The sequence below is a fragment of the Achromobacter sp. Root565 genome, assembly GCF_001427425.1.
GTDB classification, from domain to species: domain Bacteria; phylum Pseudomonadota; class Gammaproteobacteria; order Burkholderiales; family Burkholderiaceae_B; genus Achromobacter; species Achromobacter spanius_D.
The window spans coordinates 3,611,739-3,636,906 of the sequence record NZ_LMGO01000001.1 but is presented as its reverse complement, the minus strand read 5'-3'; the positions used below and the strand labels follow the sequence as shown (position 1 = coordinate 3,636,906).

General features: G+C 66.8%; 24 protein-coding genes and 1 riboswitch. Of the genes, 10 read left to right on the top strand and 14 right to left on the bottom strand.

Annotation, left to right across the window (positions count from 1 at the left end):
- Nucleotides 1-1,164, top strand: a complete 1,164-nt coding sequence (locus tag ASD71_RS16180; protein WP_056566993.1) for an FAD-binding oxidoreductase — start codon at nucleotides 1-3, stop codon at nucleotides 1,162-1,164.
- Nucleotides 1,161-1,547 carry a RidA family protein gene (locus ASD71_RS16175; protein WP_056565915.1) on the top strand — a complete coding sequence of 129 codons (387 nt, stop codon included), beginning with the start codon at nucleotides 1,161-1,163 and terminating at the stop codon, nucleotides 1,545-1,547. The genes ASD71_RS16180 and ASD71_RS16175 overlap by 4 nt, the downstream gene beginning before the upstream one ends.
- On the opposite strand, the gene ASD71_RS16170 is transcribed toward ASD71_RS16175, so the two are convergent.
- From ASD71_RS16170 to ASD71_RS16150, 5 genes are read right to left on the bottom strand one after another with little or no spacing between them, the layout of a single operon-like run.
- Nucleotides 1,522-2,802 carry an amidohydrolase family protein gene (locus ASD71_RS16170; protein ID WP_056565910.1) on the bottom strand — a complete coding sequence of 427 codons (1,281 nt, stop codon included), beginning with the start codon at nucleotides 2,800-2,802 and terminating at the stop codon, nucleotides 1,522-1,524. The two genes, ASD71_RS16175 and ASD71_RS16170, sit on opposite strands and share 26 nt — an antisense overlap.
- Before the next feature lie 15 nt (nucleotides 2,803-2,817).
- Nucleotides 2,818-3,768 (bottom strand): ABC transporter permease, encoded by a 951-nt coding sequence (locus ASD71_RS16165; protein WP_056565907.1) that lies wholly within the window; start codon nucleotides 3,766-3,768, stop codon nucleotides 2,818-2,820.
- A 10-nt stretch (nucleotides 3,769-3,778) separates the two neighbouring features.
- Entirely contained in the window at nucleotides 3,779-4,852 is a 1,074-nt protein-coding gene (locus ASD71_RS16160) for an ABC transporter permease (RefSeq protein ID WP_056565904.1), read from the bottom strand.
- Nucleotides 4,853-4,897: 45 nt separating this feature from the next.
- Nucleotides 4,898-6,427 (bottom strand): ABC transporter ATP-binding protein, encoded by a 1,530-nt coding sequence (locus tag ASD71_RS16155; protein WP_056565901.1) that lies wholly within the window; start codon nucleotides 6,425-6,427, stop codon nucleotides 4,898-4,900.
- On the bottom strand, nucleotides 6,424-7,455 hold the full coding sequence (locus ASD71_RS16150; RefSeq protein WP_082578918.1) for a BMP family protein: 1,032 nt from the start codon (nucleotides 7,453-7,455) through the stop codon (nucleotides 6,424-6,426). The genes ASD71_RS16155 and ASD71_RS16150 overlap by 4 nt, the downstream gene beginning before the upstream one ends.
- Before the next feature lie 457 nt (nucleotides 7,456-7,912).
- Between ASD71_RS16150 and ASD71_RS16145 the strand changes: the two genes are divergently transcribed.
- The 6 genes from ASD71_RS16145 (at nucleotide 7,913) to ASD71_RS16120 (ending at nucleotide 12,339) form a co-directional block, all read left to right on the top strand.
- Nucleotides 7,913-8,827 carry a DedA family protein/thiosulfate sulfurtransferase GlpE gene (locus ASD71_RS16145; RefSeq protein ID WP_056565897.1) on the top strand — a complete coding sequence of 305 codons (915 nt, stop codon included), beginning with the start codon at nucleotides 7,913-7,915 and terminating at the stop codon, nucleotides 8,825-8,827.
- A gap of 110 nt (nucleotides 8,828-8,937) precedes the next feature.
- Nucleotides 8,938-9,864 carry a 2-dehydropantoate 2-reductase gene (gene panE, locus ASD71_RS16140; protein WP_056565894.1) on the top strand — a complete coding sequence of 309 codons (927 nt, stop codon included), beginning with the start codon at nucleotides 8,938-8,940 and terminating at the stop codon, nucleotides 9,862-9,864.
- 259 nt (nucleotides 9,865-10,123) lie between these two features.
- On the top strand, nucleotides 10,124-10,735 hold the full coding sequence (locus tag ASD71_RS16135; RefSeq protein ID WP_056565891.1) for an NAD(P)-dependent oxidoreductase: 612 nt from the start codon (nucleotides 10,124-10,126) through the stop codon (nucleotides 10,733-10,735).
- 63 nt (nucleotides 10,736-10,798) lie between these two features.
- Nucleotides 10,799-11,257: a nuclear transport factor 2 family protein gene (locus ASD71_RS16130; RefSeq protein WP_056565888.1), complete on the top strand. Its 459-nt coding sequence runs from the start codon at nucleotides 10,799-10,801 to the stop codon at nucleotides 11,255-11,257.
- Nucleotides 11,258-11,827, top strand: coding sequence for a flavin reductase family protein (locus tag ASD71_RS16125; RefSeq protein WP_082578917.1), 570 nt, complete (start codon nucleotides 11,258-11,260; stop codon nucleotides 11,825-11,827).
- Nucleotides 11,828-11,832: 5 nt separating this feature from the next.
- A complete protein-coding gene (locus ASD71_RS16120; RefSeq protein WP_056565885.1) occupies nucleotides 11,833-12,339 on the top strand; it encodes a nucleoside 2-deoxyribosyltransferase in 507 nt (168 codons plus the stop codon).
- Between the two features lie 10 nt (nucleotides 12,340-12,349).
- On the opposite strand, the gene ASD71_RS16115 is transcribed toward ASD71_RS16120, so the two are convergent.
- The 3 genes from ASD71_RS16115 to ASD71_RS16105 form a co-directional block, all read right to left on the bottom strand.
- Nucleotides 12,350-13,045: a TetR/AcrR family transcriptional regulator gene (locus ASD71_RS16115; RefSeq protein ID WP_056565881.1), complete on the bottom strand. Its 696-nt coding sequence runs from the start codon at nucleotides 13,043-13,045 to the stop codon at nucleotides 12,350-12,352.
- 206 nt (nucleotides 13,046-13,251) lie between these two features.
- Complete coding sequence (gene ribB / locus ASD71_RS16110; protein WP_056565879.1) at nucleotides 13,252-13,971, bottom strand: 3,4-dihydroxy-2-butanone-4-phosphate synthase; 720 nt, start codon at nucleotides 13,969-13,971, stop codon at nucleotides 13,252-13,254.
- Between the two features lie 113 nt (nucleotides 13,972-14,084).
- Nucleotides 14,085-14,235: riboswitch (FMN riboswitch) on the bottom strand.
- Nucleotides 14,236-14,345: 110 nt separating this feature from the next.
- Nucleotides 14,346-14,888: an SET domain-containing protein gene (locus ASD71_RS16105; RefSeq protein WP_056565876.1), complete on the bottom strand. Its 543-nt coding sequence runs from the start codon at nucleotides 14,886-14,888 to the stop codon at nucleotides 14,346-14,348.
- Between the two features lie 107 nt (nucleotides 14,889-14,995).
- Between ASD71_RS16105 and ASD71_RS16100 the strand changes: the two genes are divergently transcribed.
- On the top strand, nucleotides 14,996-15,916 hold the full coding sequence (locus ASD71_RS16100) for a bestrophin family protein (RefSeq protein WP_056565873.1): 921 nt from the start codon (nucleotides 14,996-14,998) through the stop codon (nucleotides 15,914-15,916).
- A 36-nt stretch (nucleotides 15,917-15,952) separates the two neighbouring features.
- On the opposite strand, the gene ASD71_RS16095 is transcribed toward ASD71_RS16100, so the two are convergent.
- Nucleotides 15,953-16,429 (bottom strand): Lrp/AsnC family transcriptional regulator, encoded by a 477-nt coding sequence (locus tag ASD71_RS16095; protein WP_056565870.1) that lies wholly within the window; start codon nucleotides 16,427-16,429, stop codon nucleotides 15,953-15,955.
- Nucleotides 16,430-16,522: 93 nt separating this feature from the next.
- On the opposite strand from ASD71_RS16095, the gene ilvB reads away from it, so the two are divergent.
- A complete protein-coding gene (ilvB, locus tag ASD71_RS16090; RefSeq protein ID WP_156395157.1) occupies nucleotides 16,523-18,343 on the top strand; it encodes a biosynthetic-type acetolactate synthase large subunit in 1,821 nt (606 codons plus the stop codon).
- Nucleotides 18,344-18,905: 562 nt separating this feature from the next.
- Here the strand turns inward: ilvB and ASD71_RS16085 are convergent.
- The 5 genes from ASD71_RS16085 to ASD71_RS16065 all read right to left on the bottom strand — a co-directional run bounded on the left by ASD71_RS16085 (nucleotide 18,906) and on the right by ASD71_RS16065 (nucleotide 25,165).
- Nucleotides 18,906-19,685: an SDR family oxidoreductase gene (locus ASD71_RS16085; RefSeq protein WP_056565867.1), complete on the bottom strand. Its 780-nt coding sequence runs from the start codon at nucleotides 19,683-19,685 to the stop codon at nucleotides 18,906-18,908.
- Between the two features lie 13 nt (nucleotides 19,686-19,698).
- On the bottom strand, nucleotides 19,699-20,553 hold the full coding sequence (locus tag ASD71_RS16080; protein ID WP_056565864.1) for an ABC transporter permease: 855 nt from the start codon (nucleotides 20,551-20,553) through the stop codon (nucleotides 19,699-19,701).
- Between the two features lie 13 nt (nucleotides 20,554-20,566).
- A complete protein-coding gene (locus ASD71_RS16075) occupies nucleotides 20,567-21,337 on the bottom strand; it encodes an ABC transporter ATP-binding protein (RefSeq protein WP_056565862.1) in 771 nt (256 codons plus the stop codon).
- Complete coding sequence (locus ASD71_RS16070; protein WP_056565859.1) at nucleotides 21,337-22,395, bottom strand: ABC transporter substrate-binding protein; 1,059 nt, start codon at nucleotides 22,393-22,395, stop codon at nucleotides 21,337-21,339. Before ASD71_RS16070 ends, ASD71_RS16075 begins: the two co-directional genes overlap by 1 nt.
- A gap of 118 nt (nucleotides 22,396-22,513) precedes the next feature.
- Nucleotides 22,514-25,165 carry a DNA topoisomerase III gene (locus ASD71_RS16065; RefSeq protein WP_056565856.1) on the bottom strand — a complete coding sequence of 884 codons (2,652 nt, stop codon included), beginning with the start codon at nucleotides 25,163-25,165 and terminating at the stop codon, nucleotides 22,514-22,516.
- Nucleotides 25,166-25,168 lie beyond the last annotated feature (3 nt).

Below are 25,168 nucleotides of genomic sequence, written 5' to 3'. Positions count from 1 at the left end.
ATGACCGTTCAGACGCGGGCGGCTGAAGTCATCATCATCGGCGGCGGGCTGCACGGCAGCTCGGCCGCGCTGCATCTGGCGCGCGCCGGCGTGCGCGCGCTGGTCATCGAAAAGAACTACGTGGGGCGGCACGCCTCGGGCGTCAATGCGGGCGGCGTGCGCACGCTGTCGCGCCATCTGGCCGAAGTGCCGCTGGCGCTGGCCTCGCGCGAGCTCTGGTATCGCATCGGCGAGCTGGTGGACGACGACTGCGGCTTCGAGCAGCACGGGCAGGTGCGGGTTGCCGAAAATGCGGCTGACGCCGAGACACTGCGCGCGCGGCTCAAGACCATGACGGATCACGGCTATACACACGAGCAGTGGATAAGCCGTGAAGACCTGCTGGACCTGATTCCCGCGATTGCGCCCACGGTGCAGGGCGGCCTGATCGCGCGCGAGGACGCGGCGGCCGATCCCTACCGCACCACCCTCGCCTTTCGCATGAAGGCCGCGAGCCTGGGCGCGCAGTTTCTCGAAGGCGTGCGCGTGCACAGCGTGGCGCGGCACGACGGGCAATGGCGCGTGGAGACGGACGCCGGCGTGTACACCGCGCCGCAGGTGCTGAACTGCGCGGGCGCGTGGGCCGACCGGATCGCCGAGCAATGGGGCGAGCCGGTGCCGCTGTTGCCCATCAGTCCCATGATGCTCGTCACGCTGCGCATGGACCACTTCCTGGATCCCGTGGTGCTAGGCACCGGCCGGGCGCTGTCGTTCAAGCAGCGCACCAACGGCACCGTGCTGATCGGCGGCGGCCGGCGCGCCTGGGTGGACCGCGACGCCGAGTGGACCGAACTGGATTTCCGCTCGCTGGCCGAGGGCGCGCGTACGGTGGTCGACCTGTTTCCGCACATGCGCGGTGCGATCGTGAACCGCGGCTGGGCGGGCATCGAAGCGGCCATGCCCGACGAGATTCCCGTGATCGGGCGCAGCAGCCGGCACGAGACGGCCTTTCACGCCTTCGGGTTTTCGGCGCACGGCTTTGAGCTCGGGCCCATCGTCGGCCGCATCATGGCCGACCTGATCACGACCGGCGCGACAGACATGCCGATCGCCCCATTCCGGATCGAACGATTCTCGGATGCCGGCCAGGCATCCGGCTCATCCACCAAGGAGCAAGACCAATGAACGATATCGTGCGCAAGGAAACGAACGAGCGCCTGTCGCGCATCGTGATTCACGGCGACACTGTGTACGTGGCGGGCGTGACCTCGAATGCGGAAGGCGGGATCGCCGCGCAGACGCGCGACGTGCTGGCCAAGATCGACGGCTATCTGAAGCAGGCGAACACCGACAAGTCGCGCCTGTTGACCGTGCAGATCTGGCTCAAGGACATCGAGCGCGACTTTGCCGGCATGAACGCGGTGTGGGCCGAGTGGGCGCTGCCCAGAGCGATGCCCACCCGCGCCACGTGCGAGGCCAAGCTGGCCTCGCCTGATCTGCTGGTGGAGATCATCGTGACGGCCGCCGCGCAGCCGGCATACGTCAGCGGGCCGGTATCTGAAAGCTGACGGCGCCGGGGCGGCCCGGCAGGTTCAGGGTGGCGGTGGCTGGCGGCGTGGTTGCCACCACCTTGCCGGCGCGCAGCACCATCAGGCGCGTGGCGCGCAGGCGCAAGGCCTCGACCGCGTCGCGCGCCTGCAGCAGCACCAGGTCGGCGCGCTTGCCGACCGCCAGGCCCGTTTCGTCCAGGCCAAGAATCTTGGCTGGCGTGGTGGTGACCGCTTCGAAACAGGCGCGCATGGCGTCCTGGCCCGTCATCTGGCCGACATGCAGGCCCATGTGCGCGACTTCCAGCATGTCGCCGGAACCCAGGCTGTACCACGGGTCCATCACGCAGTCGTGGCCGAAGGCGACCGGCACGCCCGCCGCCATCAGCTCCGGCACGCGCGTCATGCCGCGGCGCTTGGGGTACGTGTCGTGGCGGCCCTGCAGCGTGATGTTGATGAGCGGATTCGCAATCGCGGACACGCCCGCCTCGCGGATCAGCGGGATCAGCTTGGACACGTAGTAGTTGTCCATCGAGTGCATGGACGTCAGGTGCGAACCCGTCACGCGGCCGTGCAGGCCAAGCCGCTGCGTGTGATACGCCAGCGTCTCGATGTGGCGCGACAGCGGATCGTCGCTTTCGTCGCAGTGCATGTCCACGCGCAGGCCGCGCTCGGCCGCCAGTTCGCACAGGATGCGCACGGATTCGGCGCCGTCCTGCATGGTGCGTTCGAAGTGCGGAATGCCGCCCACCACGTCCACGCCCATGTCCAGCGCGCGCTTCAGGTTGTCCAGCGCGCCGGGGGCGCGCAGCACGCCGTCCTGCGGGAAGGCAACGAGTTGCAGGTCCAGGTAGGGTTTGACCTTCTCGCGCACGTGCAGCAGCGCTTCCGTCGCCAGGAGGCGCGGATCACAGACGTCGACGTGCGAGCGGATCGCCAGCAGCCCGCGCGCCACGGCCCAATCGCAATAGGCCAGTGCGCGTTCCACCAGCGCCTCCTGTGTCAGCAACGGCTTCAATTCGCCCCACAGCGCGATTCCTTCGAGCAGCGTGCCCGACTGGTTTACGCGCGGCAGCCCGAAGGACAGCGTGGAATCCATGTGGAAGTGCGCGTCGACAAAGGGCGAGGTCACCAGCTGGCCGGCGGCGTCCACGGTCTGCGCGGCTTCGGCCTTCAGCGCCGGCTCCAGCGCGGTGATGCGGCCGTCGGCCACGCCGATGTCGATGTTCTTGCGGCCGTCGGGCAGCGTGCAGTTCTTGATGATCAGATCGAGCATGTTGTTCTCAGCGGTTTAGCGTTCGCCTTTGCGATACGGTTTCATCAAGGCTTGCGGGTAGGCGGCGCGGCGCGCCATGAACACCAGGGCCAGGATGGACAGGATATAGGGCAGCATCAGGTACACCTGATACGGCAGTTCAGGCAGCCCCGGCAGCGCCGCGCCGCCCTGCTGCAGACGCAACTGCAGCGCGTCGAAGAAGGCGAAGATCAGTGCGCCCAGCAGCGCCTTGCCCGGCCGCCACGACGCAAACACCACCAGCGCCACGCAAACCCAGCCGCGGCCGTTGACCATGTTGAAGAAGAACGCATTGAACGCGGCCAGCGTCAGGAAGCTGCCGGCCACGCCCATCAGCGCCGATCCGGCCACGATAGCGCCGATACGCAGGCGCGTCACGGACAGGCCCTGGCCTTCGGCGGCGGCGGGGTTCTCGCCCACCATGCGCACGGCCAGTCCCACGGGTGTGCGGTTCAGCACCCACGCAAGAATCGGCACCGCGGCCAGCGCAATCAGCGTCATGGGCGTCTGCCCGGCCAGCACGGGGCCGATCAGCGGAATCCCGTCCAGGAACTTCATCTCGGCAAACGGCGTGATCGTCGGCGGCGTGGACACGCTGGGGAACGTGACCCGGTACGCGAAATAGCTGACGCTGGTGGCGAGCAGTGTCACGCCGAGGCCCGACACGTGCTGCGACAGGCCCAGCGGCACCGTCAGCACGGCGTGCAGCAGGCCGAACACGGCGCCGGCCAGCGCGGCGGCCAGCACGCCCACGTACAGCGGCGCGCCCAGGTACACAACCAGCCAGCCGGTAAAGGCGCCGGCCACCATGATGCCTTCGATGCCCAGGTTCAGCACCCCGGCGCGCTCGCAGAGCAGCACGCCCAGCGTGCCCAGTATCAGCGGCGTGGCCAGGCGCAGCACGGCCACCCAGAAGGCCGAGGAACTCATCAGATCCATCCATTCCATGGCGTGCTCCTCAAGCCTTGTTGCGGCGCAGGCGGTACTGCGCGAATAGCGTCGCGACCAGCATGGCGAGCAACGAGGTGGCGACGATGACGTCGGCGATGTAGTTCGGCACGGCAATGGCGCGGCTCATGCTGTCGGCGCCCACCAGCATGCCGGCCACGAAGATGCTGGCCAGGATCACGCCCAGCGGATGCAGGCCGGCCAGCATGGCGACGACGACACCCGTGTAGCCGTAGCCCGGGGACATATCCAGCGTGACGTAGCTGGTGCGGCCCGCCACTTCGATGGCGCCGGCCAGGCCGGCCAGCGCGCCGGACAGCATGGCGGTGCCGAGCATCACGCGGTTGACCGGCAGGCCCAGAAAGCGCGACGCGTGGGCGTTGGCGCCCACCGCGCGCATCTGGAAACCGAAGACGGTGTAGCGGTTCAGCAGCCACAGGCCGAGTGCCAGGCCCGCGGCCCACAACAGGCCGGTGTGGGCGCGCGTGCGCTCGATGAGCTTGCCCAGTTCCAGGTCGCCGTTCAGCGCCACCGATTGCGGCCAGCCCATCGCCATCGGGTCCTTCATCGGGCCGTCCAGCATCATGGACACGAACAGCAGCACGATGAAGTTGCCCAGCAGCGTGGTCACGACTTCGTCGACGCCCAGGCGGGTTTTCAGGATGGCCGGAATCAGCAGGAGCAAGGCGCCGGCCAGGGCGGCCGCCAGCATCATGCCGCCAAACAGCACCGGCATCGGCAGATCGAAACCCGTGCCGCCGTGCAGGCCGCCCACGGCCACGGCCGCCAGGGCGCCCAGATACAGCTGGCCCTCGGCGCCGATGTTGTAGAAGCGCGCGCGGAACGCCACGGCACAGGCCAGACCGGTCAGCATCAGCGGCGTGGCGCGGGTCAGGGTTTCGGACAGCGCGAAGCGCGTGCCGAACGCGCCTTCGAACAGCAGCGCGTAGGTGCGGCCGACGGGGGCGCCGGCCCAGGCCACCAGCAGTGTGCAGACCGCCAGCGTGAAGAGGATGGCCGCAATGGGCGCCAGCGCCAGCGCAAGGCGGCTGGGCTCGGGGCGGCGTTCCAGGATCAGTTTCATGGGATGCTCAATAGTGAAGAAAGCCGGGCGGAACGGTGCAAACCGTCATGCCCGGGTTCCCGTCATGGCCAGGCCGACGGTGGCGGGCGTCCACTCGGCCACCGGCTTGATCGCGACCAGCTTGCCGCCGCACAGCACGGCGATGCGGTCGGCCAGCGCGAAGATCTCTTCCAGGTCCTCGGACACCAGCAGCACGCCGGCGCCGCGCGCGCGGGCGGCCAGAAGCTGCTCGCGCACGTAGGCCACGGCGCCGATGTCCAGGCCCCATGTCGGCTGGTCGGCCACGATGAAGCGCGGCTCGCGCGCCAGTGTGCGGCCCAGGATCAGCTTCTGCATGTTGCCGCCCGACAGGCTGCGCGTGCGTACATCGAGCGAGGCGGCGCGCACGTCGAACTGCTTGGCCAGCGAGGCCGCGTACGCCTTGCCCGCGCGGGCGCGGATCAGGCCGTGACGCGCAAAGCGCTTGTCCTTCAGGTCTTCGACGATGGCGTTTTCCCACAAGGGGCTGTCGCCGATCATGCCTTCGCCGTGGCGGTCTTCCGGAATGCGGCCCACGCGCGCGGCGGTCCAGCCGGCGGGCGTGGTGGGCGCGGCGGCGTGCTCCGGTCCCAGCCGGATCGTGCCGTCCGAGGGCTGGCGCAGGCCGGTCAGCACCGACACCAGCGCCTGCTGGCCGTTGCCGGCCACGCCGGCGATGGCCACGATTTCATGCGTGTGGACCACGAGGTCAAGGCTGTCCAGGCGCGGCGCGCCGTCGCGGTTGTCGCGCACGGTGACCTGGGACAGCGTCACCACGGGGGCGGCCTGCTCGGCGGCCGTTGCGGCCTCGGCGCGCGGCATGACCACTTTGCGGCCCACCATCAGTTCGGCCAGTTCCGCGGGGTTGGTGCCCGCCGTGTCGCGTTCCGCGACCAGCTTGCCTTGCCGCAACACCGCCACGCGGCGGGACACGGCCATCACTTCGTCCAGCTTGTGCGAGATGAAGATGACCGCCAGGCCTTCGTCGACGAAGCCGCGCAGCGTCGCGAACAGATCCTGCACTTCCTGCGGCGTGAGGACTGCGGTGGGTTCGTCCAGAATCAGCACGCGGGCGCCGCGGTACAGCGCCTTCAGGATCTCGACGCGCTGCTTTTCACCTACAGAAAGCGTGCCGACGCGCGCGTCGGGGTCCACGCCCAGTCCGAAGCGCTGGCCGAGTTCCACGAGGCGCTTGCGGGCCTGGCCGCGGCCCGAGGCCAGCTTCCAGAGCGATTCGGTGCCCACCATGATGTTGTCCAGCACGGTGAGGTTGTCGGCCAGCGTGAAGTGTTGATGCACCATGCCGACGCCCGCCGCCAGCGCGGCATCGGGCCGGCCGGCGGGCAGCGGTTTGCCGAAGACTTCGATACTGCCGGCGTCGGCCACATAGTGGCCGAACATGATCGACACCAGGGTCGATTTGCCGGCGCCGTTCTCGCCCAGCAAGGCCAACACTTCGCCCTGGCGGAGCGTAAGCGAGACATCGTCGTTGGCCGTGAGGCTGCCGAAGCGTTTGGTGATCCCCGTCAGTTGCAGGGCGAGAGGCGCTTGGTTCATCGTGCCGAGGACTTGGGTTCTTTGTCGTTGACCTTCACGGTGAAGCTGCCGTCCAGGATGGCTTTTTCCTTGGCCTGGACCTTGGCGATCAGGTCGGCGGGAATCTTCTGTTCGAACGTGCCCAGCGGCGCGAGCGACGAGCCCTTGTGCTTCATCAGCGAGTACTGGCCGAAGTCATCGGCCTTGAACGCGCCGGCCTTCACTTGCTTGAGGGCTTCTTCGATGGTCGGGATCATGCTCCACAGCGCCGAGGCCACCACCGTCTCCGGGTACTGCGGCTGCGTGTCGATCACGTTGCCGATGGCCAGCTTGCCGCGTTCCTTGGCGGCGTCCGACACGCCAAAGCGCTCGGCGTACAGCACGTCCGCGCCCTTGTCGATCATGGCGAAGGCGGCTTCCTTGGCCTTCGGGGGATCGAACCACGAGCCGATGAAGGTCACGGTGAACTCGGCCTTCGGGTTCACTTCCTTGACGCCTTCCATGAAGGCGTTCATCAGGCGGTTCACTTCGGGTATGGGGTAGCCGCCCACCAGGCCGATCTTGCCGGTCTTGCTCATGCCGCCGGCGATCATGCCGGTCAGGTAGGCCGGTTCCTGGATGTAGTTGTCGAACACCGAGAAGTTGGGCTGCTGCGGCTTGCCCGACGAACCCATCAGGAAGGCGGTCTGCGGATAGTCCTTGGCGACCTTGCGGGCCGCGGCTTCGACCGCGAAGGCTTCGCCCACGATCAGCTTGTTGCCCTGCTCGGCGTACTGGCGCAGCACGCGCTCGTAGTCGGCGTTGGTGACGTTTTCCGAGAACGTGTATTCGATCTCGCCGCGGTCGCGCGCGGCGGACAGCGCGATGTGGATGCGCGACACCCATTGCTGTTCGACCGGCACCGTGTAGACGGCGGCGACCTTGATCTTGGCGGGCGCCTGCGCCAGGGCCGCGCCCGAGAACAGCAGCGCGCCTGCGGCAGCCAGGGCCAGCTTGAGCAGGCCGCGGCGGGCGATGCCGCCGGCGGACGAAAGGGATAGGGATTTCATGCGGGTGACTCCTACGCGGGGGAGGACAGGAAATGGAGGGATGGGGGGATGCCGCCCGCCGCACGGAGGCCGCTGCCGCAGGCAGGCGTGCCGGGCAGATCGTGCGTGAACGGGGGCGTGGGATCGGTCATCGGATGGGAGCGCCAGGCGGCGCACCCGGCCAAATGGTCGAGTTCTCAGCCTGTCCTGGCGAAGCAATATGTATGCCACGGGGCGTTCCCGCGACAAGGCGGGGAAACCTGATGGCCGGGCAGGATTATAGGCACCCTCGCGGGGAAGCGTGGCACCAGTTTGGTGCGTGGTGTCACGATAGATGGACGCGGGCAAGCCGCGCGACGCGCGGCAATGGAACGCACCGTTGCCGCGCGGCCGGCAGGGTCTATGCCCCAAGCGCGAGGCTGCGCACCTAAAATTGCGCCGATGAGCCGCGCCCGCGCGCGGCAAGCTGGAAATCCCAATGCAAGATATTCAATTGCTGCTCGAACAGTACGGCGGGTGGCTCGTGTTCGCCAACGTCCTCATCGAGCAGGCCGGCCTGCCGGTGCCCGCCTATCCCATGATGATCGCCGCCGGCGCGCTGGCCGGCGCCGCCGGCTGGCTTGTGCCGCTGCTGGCCGCCACCGCCGCGTGCATCATTGCCGACAGCCTCTGGTACTGGGCGGGGCGGCGTTACGGGTCGCGCCTGCTGGGCGTGGTCTGCAAGCTGTCGCTGTCGCAGGACTCGTGCATCCGCCAGACGCAGCGCCTGTACCTGCGCATCGGCGTGCGCGCGCTGCTGGTGTGCAAGTTCCTGCCGGGCGCGGGCGCGCTGTCCACCGTCATGGCCGGGCTGACCAACACGCCTTACCGCCGCTTCTTCCTCTATGACCTGGCCGGCGCGTTGATCTGGGTGGGATCGGCCCTGCTGCTGGGCGGCCTGTTCCACAGCGTCATCAATGACGTGCTGGACATCCTGGGCACCTACGGCCCGATGGGGCTGGCGGTGCTGGCGGCCGTGCTGGCGCTCTACATCGTGGCGCGCTTTCTGCGGCGCAAGATCCTGCTGCGCAGCCTGCGCGTCATTCCGCGGCTGTCGGTCGACGAGCTCATGCAATGGCGCCAGAACGGCCGCGAGGCGCTGGTCTTCGACGTGCGGCCCGAGGCGCAGCGCGATGCCGCACGCATTCCGGGCGCCGTGGCCGTGGACTTGAAACAGCCACTGCCCGCGCTGGATCCCGGCGCGATCGATTCCGACATCGTGGTCTATTGCGCGTGCCCGAACGAAGTGTCGGCCGCCCTGCTCGCCTCGCGGCTGCGCGCGGCCGGCTACCGCAAGATCTGGGCGTTGCGCGGCGGCTACGAAGCCTGGGTGGAGCGCGAACAGCAGGCCTGAAGCGTCCAGCGCATGATCCTTTGGCCGCAGCGGGTGCGCGGCGCCGTGGCCCGGGCGCATAATGCCCGCATCGGCCCGCGCCTGACGCGGGCAGCCAACAGGAGACAGGCATGCGGTTGTTGTTCTTGGGCGCCGGCGGCACCGGCGGATACTTTGGCGGACGCGCGGCGCAAGCCGGCGCGGACGTGACGTTCCTGGTGCGCGAGCCGCGTGCCGCGCGCATCCGCGAACACGGGCTGCGCATCCAGAGCCCGCTGGGTGACGCCACGCTGCACCCCAAGCTGGTCACGCAGCAGACGTTGCAAGAGAGCTATGACGTCGTCGTGCTGTCCTGCAAGGCCTATGACCTGGCCAGCGCCATCGAGGCCATCCGCCCCGCCGTGGGACCGGACACCGCGGTGCTGCCCATCATGAACGGCGTGCTGCAGTACGACGTGCTGGACCGCGAGTTCGAGCCGCATCGCGTGCTGGGCGGCCTGTGCCAGATCAACGCCACGCTCGGCCCCGAAGGCGAAGTCGTCCACCTGGGCAAGCATGCCAACCTGGTGTTCGGCGAACGCGCCGGTCCCGCCCGCAGCGAGCGTTGCGTGGCGCTGGAGCAGGCGCTGGCGGGCGGCGAATACGTCAGCCGCCTCAGCGAAAACATCTACCAGGACATCTGGGAAAAATACGTCATGCTGACGACGCTCGCCGCCGCCACGTGTCTGATGCGCGGCTCGGTGGGCGAGATCGCGTCCACCGACGATGGCGTGGACTTCCTGCTCGGTCTGCTGCAGGAATCGCAGGCGGTGGCCGCGGCTTCGGGCCACACCGTGCGGCCGGAGGCCGATGCCACCGTGCGCAAGCTGCTGGCGGACCGCACCCAGCCCATGACCGCCTCCATGTTCCGCGACCTGCGCCAGGGCTTGCCCGTCGAGGCGGACCACATCGTCGGCGACATGGTCCGCCGCGCCCGCACGCTGGGCGTGGATGCCACGTATCTGCGCGTCGCGTATTCGCACCTGCAGGTCTATCAGGCGCAACGCGCCGCCCGCTGATCGCGGGGGCGGCCCCTGTTCAAGCGGGGCCGCCGGGCGCACACTGATTGGGGCGTGCCGCCGCTGCGTGCACGTCCGGGTCAAACCTCGCGCCCCCCGCTTACGCCGGATTGGTGCATGGATTGCAAAAAACTCTTCCTCATTGACGGGTTTTTCGTTCGGATTTGACCGAATAGTATGGCTTTGCCTTGAGCCGGAGCGTGTTCCGCCGCAATCGTGCGGCGGCTGTTCCCGGCCCATTCCTCCCAGGAGCAAGACCATGAAAATCGCATTGATCGGCATTACCGGACGCGTGGGTTCGCGCGTGGCAGACGAATTGCTCAAGCGCGGCCATCAGGTGACGGGCATCGCCCGCAACCCGGCCGAAGTCAACGAGCAGCCCGGCCTGACCGTCCGCCAGGGCGACGCCACCGATCCCGAAGGGCTGACCCCGATCCTGGCTGGCCATGACGCCGTCATCAGCGCCACGCGTTTCGTGTCCACCGATGCCAAGCCGCTTCTGACCGCCGTGAAGAACGCCGGCGTGCCGCGACTGCTGGTGGTGGGCGGCGCCGGCAGCCTGCTGGTCGCACCCGGCAAGATGCTCATCGACACCCCCGAATTTCCCGATGCCTACAAGCCCGAGGCCCGTGCGGGCGTCGTGTTCCTGGACACGCTGCGCCAGGAAAAGGTGCTGAACTGGACCTTCCTGTCGCCGTCCGCCATCTTCGAACCGGGCGAGCGCACCGCGACGTTCCGCGTGGGCGACGACCACCTCTTGGCCGACGACGACGGCAAGAGCTGGATTTCGATGGAAGACTACGCGATCGCCCTGGCCGACGAGGTCGAGACGCCGCAGCATTCGCGTCGCCGTTATACCGTCGGATACTGATCCTCGGCCGCGTTTGTTTGTAAACTGGCAGGCCGCCAGCCGGCGTCATCTGAGTAGTCCTGTATGCGTATGAAGTGGAAATCCTTGGCCGTCTGTCTGCTGGTTGCCTCCAGTTGTGTGGCGGCTGCGCCGGCGCTTGCGGCCGCGCCGCAGTCGAACAAGGAAATCGCCGTTGCGTTCTTCCGCATGATGTTCCAGGACCGCGATGTCGACGAGGCGGTGCGCCGGTATGTCGGCCCCAACTACACCCAGCACAATCCGTACATGCAGGACGGCGTTGGGCCGATGGTCGACTTTTTTCCGCGCTACTTCGAGCAGCATCCGCAGGCCATCGTCGAGATCAAGCGCGTCATCGCCGAGGGCGACCTCGTCATGATCCACAACCTGTGGCGCGATTCGCCGGAAGACCGCGGCCAGGCCGTGGTCGATATCTTTCGCGTCCAGGACGGCAAGGTCGTCGAACACTGGGACGTCAGCCAGGAAATCCCCGAGAATCCCGCCAACAAGAACGGCATGTTCTAGGTGTCCATGATCGAACCCGTTGACCTGCCCCGCGCCTATCTCCTTCTGAACCACGGCCCGACCGTGCTGGTCACCAGCGCGCACGGCGACGCCCGCAACGTGATGGCCGCGGCCTGGGCCATGCCGCTGGACTTCAGTCCGCCCAAGATGCTGGTCGTGGTCGACAAGAACACCTGGACGCGTGAACTCATCGAAGCGTCGGGCGAGTTCGCGCTGTGCATCCCGTCACGCGCGCAGGCGCGCGCCACGATGGTGGTGGGATCGCAGTCCGGGCGCGACGACGACAAGTTCCAGGCCAGCGGCCTGACGACATTTCCCGCCAGCAAGATCGGCGCACCGCTCATCGAAGGGTGCCTGGGCTGGCTGGAATGCAAGGTCATTGCCGAGCCGCACAACCAGCAGGCCTACGATCTCTTCATCGGCGAGGTCGTGGCCGCATGGGCGGCGCCAGACGTGTTTTCCGGCAACCGCTGGCACTTTCCAGACGACGAGCGCCGGTCGGTGCACTACCTGGCCGGCGGCTCCTTCTTCGCCACCGGCGAAGCCTTCAACGTCGCCGATCCGGAGTAAGGGCCATGCGCAGTGTGTACCTGGCGGGTTTCGATGTCTTTCTGCCTGATGCCGTGGCGCACGGCGAACGGCTCAAGACCCTGTGCGCCACCTATGGTTTCGAGGGCGTGTTTCCGCTGGACAACGCCGCGCCGCCGGAACTCGCCGGGCAGGCGCTTGCGGAATGGATCTATCGCGCGAACGTCGCGCTGATCCGCCGCGCCGACATGGTGATGGCGAACCTAAATCCGTTTCGCGGCGCCGAGCCCGATTCGGGCACGGCCTTTGAAGTGGGCTACGCCATCGCCTGCGGCAAGCCCGTGTGGGGCTACACCGGCCAGGCCGGCTCGCTGATCGATCAAGTGGCGGTGGGGGCGGCGGCTGACGACGGTGTGTCGCGCATGGTCGACGCGCAGGGCCACACCGTCGAGGATTTCGGGTTGAACCTGAACCTGATGCTGGCATGCAGCGCGCGCATCGTGACGGGCGGCCCGGCGGACTGCCTGGCCAGGATGGCGCGCGAGCGCGCCTGAACACCGGCCGCTAGGCGCGCGCTGGCTTGGCCGTCTTGGCCGTTTTTACTGCCGCCTTGACCGCCTTGCTCACCTTGCCCGGCGCGGCGCTTCCGGACGCGCCCAGGTATCCCATCACCGCATCGACCACCGCGCCCTCCAATTGCTTGGGCGTGAAGCCCGCGGGCGGCTCCAGTGCGGCTGCATGCACCAGCGACTCCATGATCCGCAGCACCACATAGGTCGCCAGATCCCGGTCCGCCTGCGCGATCTCGGCGCGGTGCAGTTCAAGCAGATGCCGCATGCGGCGGTGGATGTCCTGGTCCGCGCGGCTGTGCTCGTGCGGTTGGTCGAACAGCGGAAACTCTCTTTCCAGCACGCGGTGCAGCGCGGGCTCCAACAGATGCGCGTGCAACATGGCCTGCACGATCGCGGCCACGCGCTCGCGCAGCGTGGCCGCCGGGTTGCCGTTCAGCACGTCGTCGATCACGTCCAGCATCTGGTTGTCGTGCCGGTCGTGCAGCGCGGCGATCAGCGCGTTCTTGTTCGGAAAGTACTGGTAGAGCGAGCCCACGCTCACGCCCGCCGTTTCCGCGATCAGATTGGTGTTGGTGCCGGCATACCCGTGCGTGGCCAAAACGCGAGCCGTGGCCTGAAGAATGGTGTCGACGGTGTGCTGGGATCTGAGCTGGCGCGGCGATTTCCGGGGCTGGGGAATGGCGGTCATGAGTCTGGCAAAAGGCGAGTATCAAACGTGAGCAATGGCTCATGGAATGTGCGGCAGGCGATTGCGGGCCAACGGGCCGTGGTCCGGCGGCGCCGCAGCCAGGCGGCCCACCGCAACGCGCTGCATCGCTTCGCGCGAATTATGCCATTCGCTCATGCACGCGATGGCCGCGCCCGCGACTGCCGCGGGCGCAACCTTGCCAGCGCTCAGACAGTAGCTGCCATCTCCAGCACCTCGTCGTCGATCGCTTCGGCCTGACCATCCTTCAACTTTTGCAGATGGTCGGCCAGTTCCGCGATGGTCAGCGCCACCAGCCCATGCTCGGCGGCGTAGCGATCCAACGCCGCGCCGCGCATCATCGTGCCGTCGGCATTCATCAGTTCGCACAGCACGCCCGCCGGGCGCATGCCGGCAAGCACGGCCAGATCCACCGAGCCTTCGGTGTGGCCACGGCGCGTCAGCACGCCGCCCGGTTGGGCGCGCAGCGGAAACACGTGGCCGGGGCTGACGATGTCATCGGGCTGCGCCGACGGCGAGATGGCGGCGCGGATCGTGGTGACGCGGTCGACGGCGGACACGCCGGTGCTCACGCCTTCGCGCGCCTCGATCGACACGGTGAAGGCCGTGGCAAAGCGGCTCTGGTTGCGTTGGACCATCGGCGGCAATTCCAGGCGATCCAGCGTGTCGCCGGGCAGGCATAGGCAGACGATGCCGCTGCCGTCGCGGATGAGTTGCGCCATGACGGGCACGGTCAGCTTGTCGGCCGCGACGATCAGGTCCGCTTCGTTCTCGCGGTCGAAGTCGTCCATGAGGATCACGGGACGGCCCAGGCGCAGGTGATGCAGCGCGCGCGACAGGCGCACGGCAAAGGGCTGCGAAGCCAGGCTGGGGATGGGGGACTGCTGGGTGAAGGCAACGTTGGACATTGAAACGCTCTCGCAAAAGGATGGGGCGAAAAACGTTTCAGGGCTAATCGACAGCCGAACGCAACGCGGCCAGGCAAGGCGCAAACGCGCCCGGCGCAGCCGAGTATGTGCCGGCACATCTTCTCTCATCCGGACTATGACCGTCGGCCCTGGCATCTCACCAGGTCTGCTGACCCCGGCCAAAGCATGGCCGGGCGCTCGCGGGCTCGCCACATTGCATGGCATACCGCCGGTGGGGAATTGCACCCCGCCCTGAAGACGTACTGCATGTCGTGTTAACGACCGGTCGATTGTACGCCTGTCCGCAGAGCGGGGCTGAATATGCTTATTGCGGTTGTGGTCTTGGGAAATGGGGCGACGGGCCCCGTTTTCCGTCAGGCGGCCTTGGCGGCCTTCGACGCATCGGCCTTCTTGGCATTGGGCGTGGCGTCCTTCTTGGCCTTCTTCGCGGGCAGCGCCAGCATCGTGCCGCGGCAAGGCGGCGTGCCGCAGAGGCACTTGTAGCCCTCTTTCAGCGCCTTCGTGATGCGGTCGTCCAGGACCAGGCCGTAGTCGTACGACAGTTCCGTGCCGCGCGGAATGTCCTGCAGCGCCACGATGTAGACGCGCTTGCCGTGCTTGCCTTCCTGCGCCTCGCAGTTGGGCTGGCAGGAATGGTTGATCCAGCGCGCGTCGTTGCCTTCGTCGCCGCCGTCGATGACGCGGCCGGTGCTGAGCGCAAAGAAGAACGTGTGGAAGGGATCGTCCGGATTGGTCGGGTGGCGGCGGTCGGCTTCCTTGGCACTGATGCGCGTGCCGCCGTACTCGATGATGCGCGTGCCTGCCGGAATCTTGCGGGCGGCGAAGACGCCGTTGCCGTGCAGCTTGGAGCGGCGGACGACATGCCAGGGCTTGATCGGGGTGTCTTCGTTGGTCATTGAGAATCGAGTGTGGCGGTGAGACGAAACAGAATTATATCGGCGGCTTTATTGCGCGATGACAGGCGTATAGTGAGCGCCGCCTTGTCCCTTGCTTGATATTCATCATGATCGTCCGTCCGCGGCCCTCCGCGCTGGCTTTGTTCTTTGTACTGCGCGGTTCCATCATCCCGCGCATCCTCAGCAGGATCATCGTCATCACGGTGCTCTCCTGCGTGGTGGTGTGGATGTACCACCGCCAGTTCTTCTCGCCCGCGCACCTGACCGCGGTACCGTTCTCGCTGTTCGGCCTGGCCCTGTCCGTCTTCATGGGCTTTCGCAACAACGTCTGCTATGACCGCTGGTGGGAAGCCCGCAAGCAGTGGGGCGACCTCGTTGTGCAGGCGCGCAGCCTGGCGCGCGAAAGCGCGGTGCTGCTGGCGGCCAGCACCGCCAATCCCGTGCAGGAACGGCTGGTGCGGCGCTGCATCGGTTTTGCCTACGGCCTGGCGGCGCGGCTGCGCGGGCAGGACATGGTCGAGGCGGTGCGCCCGTGGGTGCAGCAGGACGAGCTCGACACGCTGGCCGGCTGCCGCAACGTGCCCGATGCGCTGCTCATGTCCATCAACCGTGACCTGGCGGTGTGCCTGCGGCGTGGTGAACTGACTGACATCCTGTACCAGGGCCTGACCCAGCGCGTGGCGCAGTGCGCCGCGATCCAGGCGGCCTGCGAGCGCATCAAGTTCACGCCCTGTCCGTTCGCGTATTCCCTGTTGCTGCACCGCACGGCGTGGCTCTTCTGCCTGCTGCTGCCCTTCGGCCTGGTGGGCACGCTGGAGTTTCTGACGCCGCTCGCGGTGACCATCGTCGCCTACACCTTCTTCGGCCTGGACGCGCTGGGCGACGAGCTGGAGGATCCCTTTGGTGCCGACGAAAACGACCTGCCGCTGTCGGCGCTGGCCCGCGTGATCGAGATCGACCTGCTCGAAGGCTTGGGCGTGCGGCCCCTGCCGGAACCGGCGGAGCCGGTGGACTACGTGCTGCGCTAAGGACGTTGGCATGCTGGCCGTGGCGCCTGCGCCGGCCTACGCCGCCAGCCCGGGCCCCGTCAGCGGCAGCTTGGTCTCCTTCAGCCGGCGCAGCACGAAGCAGGACTTGCTGTGCCGGATGCCGGGGATGCGGTAGAGCTGTTCGCGCAGCAATCGCTCGTAGTCGCGGGTGTCGCGCACGGCGATGCGGATGTAATAGTCGTAGTCGCCCGACACCAGAAACGCCTCCAGCACCTCCGGGATTTGCGCCAGCGCGCGCCCGAATTCGTACAGCGTCTCTTCGCTGTGGCTTTCCAGCGTCACGTGGACAATGACCGTATCCATGAAGCCCAGGCTGGCCGGATCGATGTCCACCGTGTAACCGCGGATGACCCCGGCGCTTTCCATGCGCTTGATGCGGTTCCAGCACGGCGTGGACGACAAACCGACCGCCGCGCCGATGTCGTTCAGGCTGGCGCGCGCGTTGTCCTGCAGTACCTTCAAAATGGCCAAGTCGAACTTGTCGAGGTTCATTTTCTTTGATTCCTCCAAATCAAAGATGAATTTACTCCGTTCGCCTGTTATCCGTGGAAAAGAAGATAAAAATTCTTCGGATCTACCAATAAGATGGATAGCATGAACGATCGCCTGCACCCCACCGCCGCCGCCGCGCTTGCCGCCACCGAAACCGCCCCTGAAAACGGGGCGAAGATTTTGCTCGACACGCTGATTGCGCACGGTGTCGACACGGTCTTCGGGTATCCGGGCGGGGCGGTCCTGCCCCTGTACGACGCCCTGTACGCCGAGCCGCGGCTGCGCCACGTGCTGGTGCGCCACGAGCAGGCCGCCGTGCATGCCGCCGAAGGCTATGCCCGCACCACCGGCCGCACGGGCGTGGTGTTCGTGACTTCCGGCCCCGGCATGGCGAACACGACCTCGGGCCTCCTGGACGCCATGTGCGATTCGATCCCGGTGCTGTGCATCAGCGGTCAGGTGGCCACGGCGGCCATCGGCACCGACGCCTTCCAGGAATGCGACGCCATCGGCATCTCGCGTTCCGTCACCAAGTGGAACACCCAGATCCGTGCGGTGGACGACGTGGCCAGCGTGACGGCCCGTGCGTTTGAACTGACGCGCCAGGGCCGCCCCGGCCCGGTGCTGGTGGACTTTCCCAAGGACGTGCAGCTTGCCGTGCCGCGCGAGAGCGATGGCCTGGACGCGCCGTCGCAGCACAAGCTGGCCGCGCTGCGCGCGCGCCGCCAGTCCGGCAAACTGGCGGCCAAACTGCCGCAGTCGGCCGTGCGCCGCGCCGCCGCGCTGATCGCGCAGGCCAAGCGGCCCATCTTCTACGGCGGCGGCGGCCTGGTGAACGCTGGCCCCGAGGCCTGCGAGGCGTTCACGGATCTGGTGCGCCACACCGGCGCGCCCTGCACGCTGACGCTGATGGGCCTGGGCGCCTTCCCCGCGTCCGACCCGCAATTCGTGGGCATGCTGGGCATGCACGGCACGGTCGAGGCCAATCTCGCCATGCACAACTCGGATCTCGTCGTCTGCATCGGCGCGCGCTTTGACGACCGCATCACCGGCAAGCTGTCGGAGTTCTGCCCGCACGCCCGCAAGATCCATATCGACATCGACCCCGCCTCGATCAACAAGGTCGTGCGCGTGGATGTGGCGCTGGTTGGCGACTGCCTGCCGCTGGTGCGCGCGCTGCGCGCCGAGCTGGGCGACACGCCGCTGGAGGCCGCGCGCCTGGCGCCCTGGTTCAAGCGCATCGACGCCTGGCGCGCGCAGGACTGCCTGGGCTATACGCCCGCGCCCGACGCCATCCTGCCGCAACACCTGATGTCGCGCCTGAACGCCGCGCTGGCGGATCGCGATGCCATCGTGTCGACGGACGTGGGCCAGCATCAGATGTGGGCCGCGCAATACCTGCGCTTTGACCGGCCGAACCGCTGGCTGACGTCGGGCGGTGCAGGCACCATGGGTTACGGCGTGCCCGCCGCCATCGGCGCGCAGGTCGCGCACCCGGACAAGACCGTGGTCTGCGTCAGCGGCGACGCGTCGGTGCTGATGAACATCCAGGAACTGTCCACCGCGATGCAGCACGAGACGCCCGTGAAGGTCGTGCTGTGCAATAACGGCTACATGGGCATGGTGCGTCAATGGCAGGAACTGATCCACGGCGGCCGCTACAGCCACAGCTACAACGCGTCCTTGCCGGATTTCGTGGCGTTGGCACGCGCTTTCGGCTGGGGGGCGGCACGTGTGGATGACCCCGCCAAGCTGGATGCGGCGCTGGCCGAATGCCTGGCGCATGACGGCCCGTATTTCCTGGACGTGGCGGTCACGGCGCAGGAAAACTGCTTCCCGATGATGCCTGCGGGGCATGGTCACCAGAAGATGATGCTGGCCGAAGGCGTCTGGTATCAGGACGAGACGACCTGAGAACTTGCCGGAGCGGGTGTCTGCCAACGTAGGTGTCTGACACCCGCTGCGACGCTGCTGCAGGCTGGAGATCATCTTCCCAGGGTGTCAGACACCGCTGAACAAGTCGGTGTCAGACACCCATGACACGGCCGCGTCATATGCAGAACTGCTCATGCGGGTGTCAGACACCTGGCGGCGGCTCCACGCGATCCTCCTTGCCTAGAGGTATCTGACCACCGTGGAGGCGTTGCGCTTCCTTAGGTGTCTGACACCCGCTGAGACGGTGCTGCAGGCTGACGATTATCCCCCCAGGGTGTCAGACACCGCTGAACAAGTCGGTGTCAGACACCCATGAGACGGCCGCGCCATATGCAGAGCTGCTCATGCGGGTGTCAGACACCTGGCGGCGGCTCCACGCGATCCTCCTTGCCTAGAGGTATCTGACCCCCGTGGAGGCGTTGCGCTTCCTTAGGTGTCTGACACCCGCTGCGACGGTGCTGCAGGCTGACGATTATCCCCCCAGGGTGTCAGACACCGGCGCCAGCGCGGTTCATGACGATTTCAGACACCCGCACCGTCTTCAAAACTGAATCGACAGCCCGCCGTCCACCACCAGCACGTGGCCATTCACATACGACGCCGCAGGCGAAGCCGGGAACACCGCCGCGCCCGCGATTTCCTCCGGCTCTCCCCAGCGACCCGTCGGATTGCGTGCAGCCACGCGCGGCCCGAACTGCGGGTCCGCGACCATCTCCGCATTGGTCTCCGTGGCAAACGTCCCCGGCGCGATGGCGTTGCTGGTGATGTGATGCCCGCCGAACTCCGCCGCCAGCGCCCGCACCATGCCGGTCAGGCCCTGTTTGGCTGCGGGATACACCGCATCGCCCGCGCGCGCCAGTTCGCCCACCACTGAGGTAATCGCGATCAGCCGCCCGCCGCCCTGGCGCATCATGCGCTCGGCCGCGAACTTGGCCAGCAGCATGCCGGCCACCAGATCCGTATCGATCAGCTCGCGGATTTCAGCCGGGGTAGTGTCGCGCAGCGTCTTGCGATTGCGCGCGCCCACGTTGTTCACCAGGATGTCCAGGCGCTCGTGCTCGCTGTCGATGCGTTCGAAGGCCTCTGCCGTCGCCGCGTCGTTGCTCACATCGAACGGCAGCGGATGCGCGTCCAGTCCCGCGCCGGTGAGTTCAGCCACCGCCGCGTTGACCGCGTCGGTATTGCGGCCGTTGATCAGCACGCGCGCGCCGCAGCCGGCCAGCGCCCGTGCGATGCAAAAGCCCAGCCCGCGGGCCGAGCCGGTCACCAGCGCCACCTGTCCCGTCAGGTCGAAATTGCGCAGATATGGAAGTGTCTTCATTAATGGGCCTCGCTCATTCCCGGAACTCCGGCGCCCAGTGCAAGAGCCGCCGTTCAATCCACGTCACACAATAAACCAGCGCGATGCCGACGATCGACAGCAGCGTCACCGCCGCGAACATGTCGGTGGCGTTCAGTGTCGCCAGCGCGGTGATCATCAGGTAGCCCATGCCCGTGGTCGATCCCACGAACTCGGCCAGCACCACGCCGATCAGCGCGAAGCTGATGGCATTGGGCAGCGCGGCGAACGTCCACGCCGCCGCCGTCGGAATACGCACGCGCCACAGGATCTGGCGCGGCGAGCCGCCCAGCGTGCGGCAGAAGTCGACCAGTTCCCGTTCCACGCTGCGCCCGCCCTTGTAGGTGTTGAAGAACACCAGAAAGAACACGACGAACCACGACGTGACCACCTTGGACGCCAGCCCAAGCCCGAAGAACATCGTGATGAGCGGCACGAACGCGATCCGCGGCATGGAGTTGAACGCCACGATGAACGGGTTGAACACGTCGGCCAGAAAGCGGCTGCGGCTGAGCGTCATGCCCACCACGAAGCCGCTGCCCACGCCCACGACCAGACCAACAAGAGTGGCCTGCAGCGTCAGCCACAGATGCGGCCAGACCGAGCGCGGCCCGGGCTGCAGCCATTCCCACAGGCGCACGGCCACGCGCGAGGGCTGGCTGATGAAAAAGGGATCGAAGAGCGTGTTCTGGGTGAACCACGGGATGCGCGTCAGCGTTTCCCACGAGCCCAGGATGACGGCAAGGATCAGGACCTGCCACAAGGTGATGCGCACACGGCGCGCGACGGCGGCGCGGCGGTCCAGGCGTAGCTGGTCCTGCAGGGAGTCGGCGGTATCAATCGAGGTCATGACGCGTATCGGTTCAGGCGGCGGCGCGGAACTGCTGGCCCAGCACGCTCCAGAGGCTTTGCACATGGGAGACGAACTGCGGCGTTTCGCGCAGCGTGAAGACGTCGCGCGGATGCGGGATCTGAATGCGCTCGTCCAGCAGCACGCGGCTGGGCGGGCCAGACAGCACCACCACGCGATCGGACAGCAGGATGGCTTCGTCCAGATCGTGGGTGACCATCACGATGGTCTGGCCCAGCTTGCGCCAGATCTCCATCAGCTCGCGATGCAGGTGCGTTTTGGTATGCGTGTCCAGCGCGCCGAAGGGCTCGTCCAGCAGCAGGATGCGCGGCTCGACCGCCAGGCTCATCAGCAGCGCCACGCGCCGCCGCATGCCGCCGGACAACTGATGCGGAAAGGCGTCGGCGAAGGCGCTCAGGTGGCCGAGTTCCAGCAGTTCGGCGACACGCTTTGCGATGCGATCGGCCGGCACGCCCTGAAACTTCAAACCCAGCGCCACGTTCTTCCTGACGCTGAACCACGGCAGCAGCGTGTCCTTCTGGAAGATGTAGCCCAGCGCCGGCGGCACCTGCCCATCCACCACACGCCCATCCACCTTGATGGTGCCCGTGGTGGGACGCAGAAAACCCGCCATCATGTTCAGCAGCGTGCTCTTGCCGCAGCCTGACGGCCCGACGATGGACACGAATTCGCCCTCGTTGATGGTCAGGCTGACCTCGCCGACGGCGTGTGTCGTGCCTTGGCGCGACTGGTACGCCTTGCCTACCTTGTCCAGCGTGATCATCAAAGGCCCCGGGCTTTTCGCACGAAGCTCATGTTCACGCACTTGGCGTAGGGCACGGTCTTGATTTCTTCATTCGAGAATTGGCGGCCGTCGCCCATGATGGCCGTCATGCGGTTGTACGCGTCCTCGGTGATGATGTTGTCCTTCAGGAACACCGTCTCCTTGTAGACGCCCAGCGTCTTCTCGATGGCGGCGCGCGGGAAGGCGCTCAGGTAATCGTCGTAGATCACGTCCGTGATGGCGGCTGCGCTGTTGGCCGTGATGAAGTCCTGCGCCTTGACCATCGCAGTCACAAAGGCCTGCACGACCTCGGGGCGCTTCTGAATGGTGTCCTGCAGCGTCAGCGCCGCGATGCCCGGCACGTCGCCGCCCATGAACTCGTTCCACGACGCTTCCGTGGTGGCATCGAAGATCGGCACGCCCCAGCCTTCCTGGCGCGCCTGCTCCATCATCGACATGGTGGCCATGCTGGCGGCGACCGAGCCGGTCTTGAGCGCGCCCAGCATCGTTGCCAGATCGCCCAGGGGGCGGATGTCGACCTTGTCGGCCACACCGGCCTTCTGCATCAGGTACAGCGCCATCAGCCACGTGCTGGACTGCGGCTGCGTCGCGCCGACGCGCTTGCCCGCCAGGTCCTTCATCGACTTGATCTTGCCGCTTTCAAAGTCTTCGCGGCGCACGATGACATTGGCATACGTCAGCTTGCGGTCAAAGCCGAACACCAGCGCGGCGGGCTTGCCCGCGATGGTCAGCGCGGGCGCGGCGGTGGCCGCCGTGGCGCCGAACACGATCTGGCCGGCGGCCAGCAGCTGGTTGGTGCGCGGGCCGCTCTGCGAATTCAGGTACTCGACCTCCAGCCCGCCTTCTCCGAAGAAGCCCTTCTTCAGCGCCACGTAGCCGGCCGCGAAAAAGGGGTCGATGCTGCCCTGGCCGTACACGACCTTGCCCAGCTTGGGCTGTGCGAAAACGACGCGCCCGTTGAGCAGGCTGATGCCGGCAAAGGCGGACGCGGCAGCCAGCACGCGGCGGCGGGTGGTGAAGTCGGAGCTACGGGTCATGTCGTCCTCGAAGTGTCTGGGTTGCAGCTGTTTGGCGTCAACAATACCCCAGCGATTGCTGCCCAACAATGGAAAACGCCCGGTTTCCCGGGCGTTCGGTCGTACGGCGCAGCGCGGATTACGCGGCGGTCTTCTTCGGCGCAGCCTTTTTCACGGCCTTCTTGGCGGCGGTCTTGGTTGCCGTCTTAGTGGCCGTTTTGGTAGCCGTCTTAGTGGCCGCCTTCTTGGCCGGCGCCTTCTTCGCAGCCGTCTTGGCCGCCGTCTTCGTGGCGGTCTTCGTTGCCGTCTTGGCCGGCGCACGCGCGCGGCCCGGCTTCTCGGGACGGGGCTCGAACTCGAATCCCACCTTGCCGTCGGGCTGACGCACCAGGAACGCCTTGAACTTGCGATTCGTGCGGCTGGAGACGAAGCCGTCCAGCAGATCGGTGCGGCCGTTGGTCAGCAGCTTTTCCATCTGCTCGCGCGAGATCTCCTGCTGCAGGATGACCTTGCCCGACCGGAAATCGCACGACTTCTCGGGACCGACGGACTTTTCGCAGACGTAGCTCATGCCGTGCTCGAACACGCGCGACTGGCATTTCGGGCATGGACCCACCGACGTGTGGCCGGAGAAGTCCACCGCTTCGTTGTCGTCTTCGTCGTTCTGGCCGAAGTCGAATTCCAGCTTGTACTCATCGCTGATGCGCAGGATGGCGGCAAACGGCCGGCCCATCTTGCTGATGAAGCCTTGCAGCGGACCGATCTCGCGCTTGGCCAGCAGTTCTTCGACTTCCGGCAGCTCGAACGTGCGGCCGCCCGGATGCTTGCCGATCGAGAAGTCGCAGGCCGTGCAGGCAAAGCGGCGGTAGTTTTCCTTGACCACCGCGCCGCACTTGGGGCACGGCGTGGTCAGCGTGGCGTAGTCGCCCGGCACCGTGTCGCGCTCGTATTCCTTGGCGCGCTTGACGATGACCTGCGTCATCTGCGCGATCTCGCGCATGAAGGCCTCGCGGCCCAGTCCGCCCTGCTCGATCTGCTTGAGCTTGTGCTCCCATTCGCCGGTGAGTTCGGGCGAGGTCAGTTCGGCCACATCCAGGCCCGACAGCAGCGTCATCAGCTGGCGCGCCTTGGCGGTGGGCACCAGATCGCGGCCTTCGCGCCGCAGGTAGCTTTCGTTGAGCAGGCCTTCGATGATGGCCGCGCGCGTGGCCGGCGTGCCCAGGCCGCGCTCGGACATGGCCTCGCGCAGTTCCTCGTCGTCCACCAGCTTGCCGGCGCCTTCCATGGCCGACAGCAGCGTGCCTTCGTTAAAGCGCGCCGGCGGCTTGGTCGATAGGCCGACGGCTTCGATGTCTTCCGTGCGCACGGTCTCGCCGTCCGCCACCGGCACCAGGTTGGCGTCTTCGCCCTGGGCTTCCTTGCCGTACACGGCCAGCCAGCCCGGATTGACCAGCACCTTGCCGTCCGTGCGGAACCGATGCCCCTGCACTTCGGTCAGGCGCGTCGTGACGCGGTATTCCGCAGCGGGGAAGAACACCGCCAGGAAGCGCTTGAGCACCAGGTCGTAGAGCTTGGCTTCGGCTTCGCTCAGGTCGTGCGGGATCTGCAGCGTGGGGATGATCGCAAAGTGATCCGACACCTTCTTGTTGTCGAAGATGCGGCGGTTCGGTTTGACCCACTGTTGGCTGACGACGGTGTCGGCATGGCGCGACAGGCCGCCCACGGCGTTGGAACCGCCCTTGGCCAGCGCGCGCATGGTTTCCTGCACCGTGCTGATGTAATCCTCGGGCAGGTAGCGCGAATCGGTACGCGGATAGGTCAGCGCCTTGTGGCGTTCGTACAGCGTCTGCGCGAGCGACAGCGTGGTCTTGGCCGAGAAGCCGAAGCGGCCGTTGGCCTCGCGCTGCAGCGACGTCAGGTCGTACAGGGCCGGCGACATCTGGCTCGACGGCTTGGATTCTTCGGTCACGCTGCCGGGCTGCTCGCGGCAGGCGGCCACCACGCTTTGCGCGGCGGCGGCCGACCACAGGCGCGATTCGCGCTTTTCGGGATCTTTGTCGTCTTTCTTGAATTGCGGGTCGATCCAGCGGCCTTCGTACAGGCCGGCGGCCGCGACGAAGGTGGCGCGCACTTCCCAGTAATCGCGCGGCACGAAGCGGCGGATGCGCTCTTCGCGTTCGGCCACGATGGCCAGCGTGGGCGTCTGCACCCGGCCGACCGGTGTCTTGAAGAAGCCGCCGTCCTTGCTGTTGAAGGCGGTCATGGCGCGCGTGCCGTTGATGCCGACCAGCCAGTCGGCTTCGGCGCGCGAGCGCGCCGCGGCTTCCAGCGGCTTCATCTGCGTATCGTCGCGCAGGTTGGCGAAGGCCTCGCGGATGGCGGCCTGGGTCATCGACTGCAGCCACAGGCGCTGAATCGGCTTCTTCACGCCCGCGTATTGAACGATGTAGCGGAAGATCAGTTCGCCTTCACGTCCCGCGTCACAGGCGTTGATGATGGCGTCCACGTCCTTGCGCTTGGCCAGGCGGACAAGCAGCTTCAGACGTTCGGCGGACTTCTTGTCGGTCGGGCCCAATTCGAACGCGGGCGGAATCACGGGCAGGTGCGTGAAGCTCCACTTTCCCTTGACCGGATCGTTGGGCGCGACCAAGCTGAGCAAATGGCCGATGCTGGAAGCGAGAACGTAACGTTCGCTTTCAAAATAGTCGCCCTCGCGCGCAAAGCCTCCCAAGGCGCGTGATATATCAAGGGCCACCGAGGGCTTCTCGGCAATAATCAGCGTTTTATTCATGTG